4 protein-coding genes are annotated in these 7,253 nt (G+C 67.0%); 3 read left to right on the top strand and 1 reads right to left on the bottom strand.

Annotated features, from left to right (window positions below):
* Positions 1 to 209: 209 nt before the first annotated feature.
* Complete coding sequence (gene lhgO / locus OXF11_19145) at positions 210 to 1,442, bottom strand: L-2-hydroxyglutarate oxidase (protein ID MCY4489214.1); 1,233 nt, start codon at positions 1,440 to 1,442, stop codon at positions 210 to 212.
* 294 nt (positions 1,443 to 1,736) lie between these two features.
* Between lhgO and uvrB the strand changes: the two genes are divergently transcribed.
* From uvrB to OXF11_19130, 3 genes are read left to right on the top strand one after another with little or no spacing between them, the layout of a single operon-like run.
* Positions 1,737 to 3,773 (top strand): excinuclease ABC subunit UvrB, encoded by a 2,037-nt coding sequence (gene uvrB / locus OXF11_19140; GenBank protein ID MCY4489213.1) that lies wholly within the window; start codon positions 1,737 to 1,739, stop codon positions 3,771 to 3,773.
* Between the two features lie 18 nt (positions 3,774 to 3,791).
* The gene (uvrC, locus tag OXF11_19135; GenBank protein ID MCY4489212.1) at positions 3,792 to 5,639 is read left to right on the top strand and encodes an excinuclease ABC subunit UvrC; all 1,848 of its coding nucleotides are present in this window, start codon (positions 3,792 to 3,794) and stop codon (positions 5,637 to 5,639) included.
* 6 nt (positions 5,640 to 5,645) lie between these two features.
* Entirely contained in the window at positions 5,646 to 7,217 is a 1,572-nt protein-coding gene (locus tag OXF11_19130) for a ComEC/Rec2 family competence protein (protein ID MCY4489211.1), read from the top strand.
* The last annotated feature ends 36 nt before the right edge of the window (positions 7,218 to 7,253 follow it).

Here is a 7,253-nt window from a genome sequence, read left to right as displayed (position 1 = left end):
GGCGGAATGCAAGCCATGATACATTAGTATGGCACTACATTCCGTCCCCAGAAACATGATCTCAATGAATTCAATAGGTTAGATGGTGCACCCGTACACAAAATACCCTAAATCCCCACATTCATGTTAAAGATGGGTTAGCAACTTCCGTTCGTTCTGGGCGTAGCGCCACGTCAGCGGCGCGAAGTCGAAGGACGTCCTCACGGGATTCACGATGCCAGATGCTGCGACGCTGCGCGGCAGATGGTGTCGGCGATGCCCAGGGACGAGGTGGCGCCGGGGGAAGGGGCGTTGAGCACGTGCACGGCGCCCTCGGACTCGGCGATGACGAAGTCGTCCACCAACTTGCCGCTGGCCGACACCGCCTGGGCGCGCACACCCGCGCCGCTGTAGACCAGATCGTCCGACTGGATGGCGGGAATCAGGCGCTGCAATTCGCGGGTGAAGGCGCGCTTGTCGAAGGAGCGGCGCAGTTCCGGCAGCGAGGTCTTCCAGTGCTTCCGCGCCATGTACCAGAAACCGCCGTAGGTGAAGATCTGGTACAGGTCCCGCAGGTTGACGTCGCTCTGCCGGTAGCCCTGGCGCGCGAACGCCAGCACCGCGTTGGGGCCCACTTCCACCCGGCCGTGGACCGTGGGGGTGAAGTGAACCCCGAGGAAGGGAAACTGTGGGTCGGGCACCGGGTACACGAGCCCCTTGACGAGTCCCTGCTTGTCGGGCTTGAGGCGGTGGTATTCCCCCCGGAACGGGACGATGCGCACTGGTTCGTCGATGCCGCCGCTCACGCTTTCCGCGAACCCGGGCGTCATGGCCGCCACCCGGTCGACGAAGAGCCCGGCGCAGTTGATGAGCGTGCGCGTCTCCAGTGCGTCGCGCGAGGTCTCGATGACCAACCCGTTGCCTGAACGGGTCATGCCGGTCACCTCGCACGCGGTGCGGATGGCGCCCCCGGCGGCCTCGAAGAGGCGTGCGTAGGCCCGCGCCACGTCGCCGAAGTCGATGATGCCCGTGAACGGGGCGTGCAGCGCCTTGAGGCCGACGCAGTGGGGCTCGATCTCCCGCAGTTCCTCGGGGCCGATCATGCGCACGCCCTCGACGCCGTTGGACTCGGCGCGCCGGTTCAACTCGTCCAGGCGCGGCAGCTCCTCCGGGCGGGTGGCGACGATGACCTTGCCGCACAGGTCGTAGTGGATGCGGTGCTCGTCGCAGAACTCCAGCAGCGCCTTCTTCCCGGCCACGCACGTCCGCGCCTTCACCGAGCCCGGACGGTAGTAGATCCCCGAGTGGAGCACGCCGCTGTTGTGGCCGGTCTGGTGCATGCCCAGCTCCGGCTCCTTCTCCAGCAGCGCGCACCGCAACCCGGGATGTTCCCGCGCCATGCGCATGCCCGTCGCCAGCCCCACGATGCCGCCGCCGATGATGGTGAGGTCGAACTTTTCCATGGGAATGAGAGCGGCGGCCGCCGTGTGCTGCTGATGGCGGTCGTCCGCGACAGCAGACCTTAACAGCTTCCGCGAGCGCGTGTCCAGGGAGGCCCCCTGGACACGCAATGGCGCCAACTCCCCGAGTCGTCATTCCCGCTTTCCAGAGAGTGCAAAAACTCCCGAGGCCACGACCCGGCAACGCCACCCCGAAGAGTCATTCCCGCGGAAGCGGGAATCCAGGGGTGGTGAGGCGGGGGTGGAGGTCCTGCCTCGGTTTTGCGTACCCCACGCCCACGGTGTTATTCCTTTGACATGCTGAAGGAGCGCAAACCCGGCCAGTTCCGCCTGGTGGCGGATTTCCAGCCGCAAGGCGACCAGCCCAGGGCAATCGAGGAGTTGGTGGAAGGGCTGGCGAGCGGCCGCCGGCACCAGGTGCTGCTCGGGGTCACGGGCTCGGGCAAGACCTTCACCATGGCCAACGTCATCAGCCGCATCAACCGGCCGGCGCTGGTCATCGCGCCCAACAAGACCCTGGCGGCGCAGCTCTACAACGAGTTCCGGCTGCTGCTGCCGGACAACGCGGTGCGCTACTTCATCAGCTACTACGACTACTACCAGCCCGAAGCCTACGTTCCTTCCACCGACACCTACATCGCCAAGGACGCGTCCATCAACGACGAGATCGACAAGCTGCGCCACGCCGCCACCATGGCGCTGCTGGAGCGCCGTGACGTGGTCATCGTCGCCAGCGTCTCGTGCATCTACGGCCTGGGGTCGCCGGAAGCCTACTTCGACCTGATGGTGTACCTGGAAGAGGGCATGCGCATCGACCGCGACCGCATGCTGCGCAAGCTGGTGGACATCCAGTACGAGCGCGTGGACTACGACTTCCATCGCGGCACCTTCCGGGTGCGCGGCGACACCGTGGAGGTGTTCCCGGCCTACGAGGACAGGTCGGCGCTGCGCATCGAGTTCTTCGACGACGTGGTGGAGTCGCTGCTGGAGGTGGACCCGGTGCGCGGCAAGGTGCGCCGGCGCGTGACCAAGGCCGCGATCTATCCCGCGAGCCACTACGTCACCACCGCGGAGCGCATGAAGGCGGCGGTGACGGCCATCCGCGAGGAGTTGAGGGAGCGGCTGGCGGAGCTGAAGCGCGAGAACAAGCTGCTGGAGGCCCAGCGCCTGCGCCAGCGCACCCTCTACGACCTGGAGCTGCTCGAAGAGATGGGCTACTGCCCGGGGCTGGAGAACTATTCCCGCCACCTCACCGGCCGGCGCCCGGGAGAGCCCCCGCCCACGCTGCTCAACTACTTCCCCGACGACTTCGTGCTGTACGTGGACGAGAGCCACGTCACCGTGCCGCAGATCGGCGGCATGTACCGCGGCGACCGCTCGCGCAAGGAAACCCTGGTGGACTTCGGCTTCCGGCTGCCTTCGGCGCTGGACAACCGCCCGCTGAACTTCGAGGAATTCGAGGAAACGCACAACCAGACGATTTATGTTTCGGCGACGCCGGCCGATTATGAACTCATGAGGAGCGACAACGTCCGCGTGGAGCAATTGATCCGCCCCACCGGGCTCACCGATCCGGAGATCGCGGTGCGGCCGGCGGCCACCCAGGTGGACGACCTGCTGGAGGAGATCCGCAAGCGCACCGCGATGAAGCACCGGGTCCTGGTGACGACGTTGACCAAGCGCATGGCCGAGGACCTGACCGACTACTACCAGGACCTCAACGTGAAGGTCCGCTACCTGCACTCGGACATCGACGCCATCGAGCGGGTGGAGATCATCCGCGACCTGCGCAAGGGAGTGTTCGACGTGCTCGTGGGCATCAACCTCCTGCGCGAAGGGCTCGACCTGCCGGAGGTGTCGCTGGTGGCCATCCTCGACGCGGACAAGGAGGGGTTCCTGCGCTCGGAGAGATCGCTGATCCAGACCATCGGCCGCGCCGCGCGCAACGTGGACGGCACCGTGATCCTGTATGCGGACGTCATGACCGATTCCATGAAGCTGGCCATCGGCGAGACCGAGCGCCGGCGCGGTGTCCAGGAGGCCTTCAACGAGGAGCACGGCATCGTGCCCCGGAGCGTCGTCAAGCAGATCGACGAGCCCTTGATCCAGGCCTACGAGGCCGACTACGTGGATGTGCCGCTGGTGGCCGACGACGGCCCGCCGCCGAGCGAGATTCCGCGCATGGTGGACAAGCTCAAGAAGGAAATGAAGCAGGCGTCGGACCGGCTGGAGTTCGAGAAGGCCGCGGAGCTTCGGGATCGCATCCACGGCCTGCAGGAGAAGGAACTGTCCGGCCCGTACCGTGCGCGCGGCGCCGTGGCCGGGCGGGGTTGAATCCGTTTCCCACGAGTCATGAACGTCGAGGAACTGAAAGATCATCTCGACACGCTGCCCACGGGACCCGGCGTCTACCTGATGCGCGACGGCGGCGGCAAGGTCGTCTACGTGGGCAAGGCCAAGGAGTTGCGCGCGCGCGTGCGCTCCTACCTGCGGGGCGGTGACGGGCGCCCGCACGTGGCATTCCTGATGCGCCAGGTGACCGACATCGAGACCCTGGTGACCAGCAACGAGAAGGAAGCCCTGATCCTCGAGAACAACCTCATCAAGCAGTACAAGCCGCGTTACAACATCCGCCTCAAGGACGACAAGAGCTACCTGAGCATCAAGGTCACGGCCGGCGACTGGCCGCGCATCCTCGCCACCCGCAGCATCGTCAAGGACGGCAGCCGCTACTTCGGCCCCTACGCCTCCGCCATCGCCGTGCGCGAAACCCTGGAGGTCATCGAGAAGCACTTCCTGCTGCGGAGTTGCACCGACTACAACTTCCGCAACCGCGACCGGCCGTGCCTGCAGTACCAGATCAAGCGCTGCCCCGCGCCGTGCGTCCATCCGGTGGACCCGGAGGACTATGCCGGCAACCTGCGCCAGGCGGTGCTGTTCATCGAGGGCAAGAGCGCCGACCTGTTGCGGCAACTGCGCGTGCGCATGCGCGAGCGCGCGGACGCGCTCGAGTTCGAGCAGGCGGCCAAGCTGCGGGACCGCATCCGCGCGGTGGAGAAGACCCTGGAGAAGCAGCGCATGGTGTCCCACTGGGGCGCCGACCAGGACATCTTCGGACTGTACCGGGAAGGGGGCTTCATCGAGGCCCAGGTCATCTTCGTGCGCCAGGGCAAGCTCACCGGCAACCAGGCGTATTCCCTGGAAGACCATCACTTCGACGACGAGGCGATCGTCGCCGCCCTGTTGACTCAGTTCTACCAGGGCAGCCGCTTCGTTCCCGAGGAGATACTGGTGCCGGTGGAGCTGGAAGACCGCGACGTCCACGAGGAGTACCTGGGCGAGCGCCGGGGCCGTCGGGTGACGGTGCACCAGCCGCAACGGGGCGAGAAGCGCAAGCTCCTGGAGATGGCGATGAACAACGCCCGCCAGGGTTTCAACGAGCGCCACGACCAGGAGCGGGAGCGGGAGAAGATGCTGTGCGAGCTGCAGCAGAAGTTGCGGCTGCGGCGCTATCCTCAGCGCATCGAGTGCTACGACATCTCCATGATCCAGGGGACCCACGCCGTGGGCTCGCGGGTGTCGTTCTTCGACGGCGAGCCCGACAAGCGGAACTACCGCCGCTACCGCGTGCGCACCGTCGCTCCCGAGACCCGCGGCGACGACTTCGCCATGATGTACGAGGTCATCAAGCGGCGTTTTCAGCGCGGCCTCCAGGAGACCGATCTGCCGGACCTCATGGTGGTGGACGGCGGCAAGGGGCAGTTGCAGGTGGCGCTCACGGCGCTGGCGGATCTCCGGGTCACCGACGTGGACGTGGTGGCCATGGCCAAGATGCGCGTCACCGCGTCACCGCGTCTGGCGGAGGTCGAGCGCTCCGAGGAGCGCCTCTTCCTGCCGTACCGCAGCAACCCCGTGGTGCTGCGGCGCAACTCCAACGCGTTGTTCCTGCTTCAGCGCCTCCGCGACGAGGCCCACCGCTTCGCCATCACCTACCACCGCAGCCTCCGCAAGCGCGAAACCCTGCGCTCGGGGCTCGACGGCATCCCCGGCGTGGGCCCGTCGCGCCGCAAGGCCCTGCTGCGCCGTTTCGGCAGCCTGAAGCGCCTGCGGGACGCCTCGCTGGAGGAGTTGCTGGAGGTCCCTTCCATGAGCCGCCCCGTGGCCGAGCGCATCCTGGAGTCGTTCCAGGGCTCGGAGTAGCGGGGGTTGAGCATCGGACACCCCACGGGCGTGCTGGTCATGCCGCTGTTGGCTTTGCTCGCCGGACAGGCCATGGCGGTCATGGCCGATGTTGCCGGTGCGTGGCCGTTCACCGCGCTGTTGGCGGCATCCTCGCTGGCCCTGTGCTTCGTGAGACCTCGATGGGGGCTTCTCGGCCTCGTCTGCGCCGTGGCGTTTCACTGGGGTTTCGCCGCGCACCACGTTTTGCTCCATCCGCGGCTGCCTGCTCACCACATTCAGCATCTCACCGAGCGGGAGGGGGCCGTTCTCGTCGAAGGGCGCCTTTACCGCGAGCCGGAAGGGCAGGGCGGCCGCAGCCGCTGGCATCTCGCCGTGGAAGGGGAATGGACGCCCGAAGGCGCGCGTCGCGCCACCGGCAACGTGCGGGTCACCGTGCGCAACGCCTACCGGCACTGGCGGCACGGGGACGTGATACGGGCGCCGTTGCGCCCGCGCGCGCCGAAGAATTGGGACGAGCGCTTCGACTACGCGGCCTACCTGGCGCGCCGCGAGATCTACCATGTGGCGTATCTGCACAATGATTGGGACGTGCGCTTGGTCCGGCGCGAGGGCGGCGGCGTCCGCGGCTGGATCGAGACCGGACGGCGGCGCATCGGCCGGTTCCTGGAGCGCGTGTTCGAGCCGGACACCGGCGCCCTGCTCAAGGCTCTGGTGGTGGGTGACCGCGGCGGCCTCGCCCCGGAGACGCGAGACCGCTTCGTCGCCGTGGGCATGTCCCACGTGCTGTCCATTTCGGGACTGCACGTGGGCATGCTCAGCCTCGCCGTCTATTTCCTGTGCCGCGCTCTGGCGGGCCGCAGCACGTGGTTGTTGCTGCGCCTCCCGGTGCACAAGCTGGCGGCCCTGGGCTCGCTGGCGCCGGTGCTCCTCTACGCCGCCGTGGCAGGCGCCCGTATCCCAACCGTGCGCGCCGCCATCATGATCGGCCTGTACCAACTGGCGGTGCTGAGCGGGCGCAACGCGAGCCTGTTCAGAAGCCTGGCTCTGGCCGCCCTCATCGCCGCTCTGGTCTGGCCGGGGGCCGTCATGGAGGCCTCCTTCCAACTCTCCTTCCTGGCCGTGCTGTCCATCGCCGGCGGCATACGCATTTTCCGCGGCACGTCGTTCATGCAGCCGACGGAGGCCCCACGCGAGGGCCTGCTGCAACGTTACCGTCCAGCCATCCTGCTGGCCGTCCTCGTCCCCGTGTTCGCCACCGTCGGCACCGGGCCGATCGTGGCGCACCATTTCGGCATCCTCTCCCTGGCCGGCTTCATCGCCAACCCGCTGCTGGTGCCGCTGGTGGGTTTCTTTATCGTGCCCGCCGGCCTCCTGACCGGCTTTCTCTGCCTGTTCGCGCCCGCTGTCTCGACGCTCCTGGCACGCGCGGTCGAGCCCGTGGCCGCTCTTTTCCTGTGGAGCGTCGACCTCCTGGCCGGCGTTCCCATGGCCGCGTTTTCTCTCCCCCGGCCGGGTTGGGCGATGGTGGGGGCGAGCTACGTCTTCATCGTGATCGTCGCCGCATGCGTGTATCGATTTCTCCAGCGAACATTGTGATGCGATGGTTTGGTTGAGGGACTCTTCGATGCCGGT

The sequence above is a fragment of the Deltaproteobacteria bacterium genome, from assembly GCA_026712905.1.
GTDB lineage: Bacteria > Desulfobacterota > Binatia > UBA9968 > JAJDTQ01 > JAJDTQ01.
Note: the sequence above shows the minus strand (reverse complement) of the source record. Positions and strands in the feature narration are given on the sequence as shown.

Excerpts from the sequence above, each read along its gene's own strand:
- lhgO (MCY4489214.1), bottom strand. The coding sequence starts at position 1,442 with ATGGAAAAGTTCGACCTCACCATCATCGGCGGCGGCATCGTGGGGCTG.
- uvrB (MCY4489213.1), top strand. The coding sequence starts at position 1,737 with ATGCTGAAGGAGCGCAAACCCGGCCAGTTCCGCCTGGTGGCGGATTTC.
- uvrC (MCY4489212.1), top strand. The coding sequence starts at position 3,792 with ATGAACGTCGAGGAACTGAAAGATCATCTCGACACGCTGCCCACGGGA.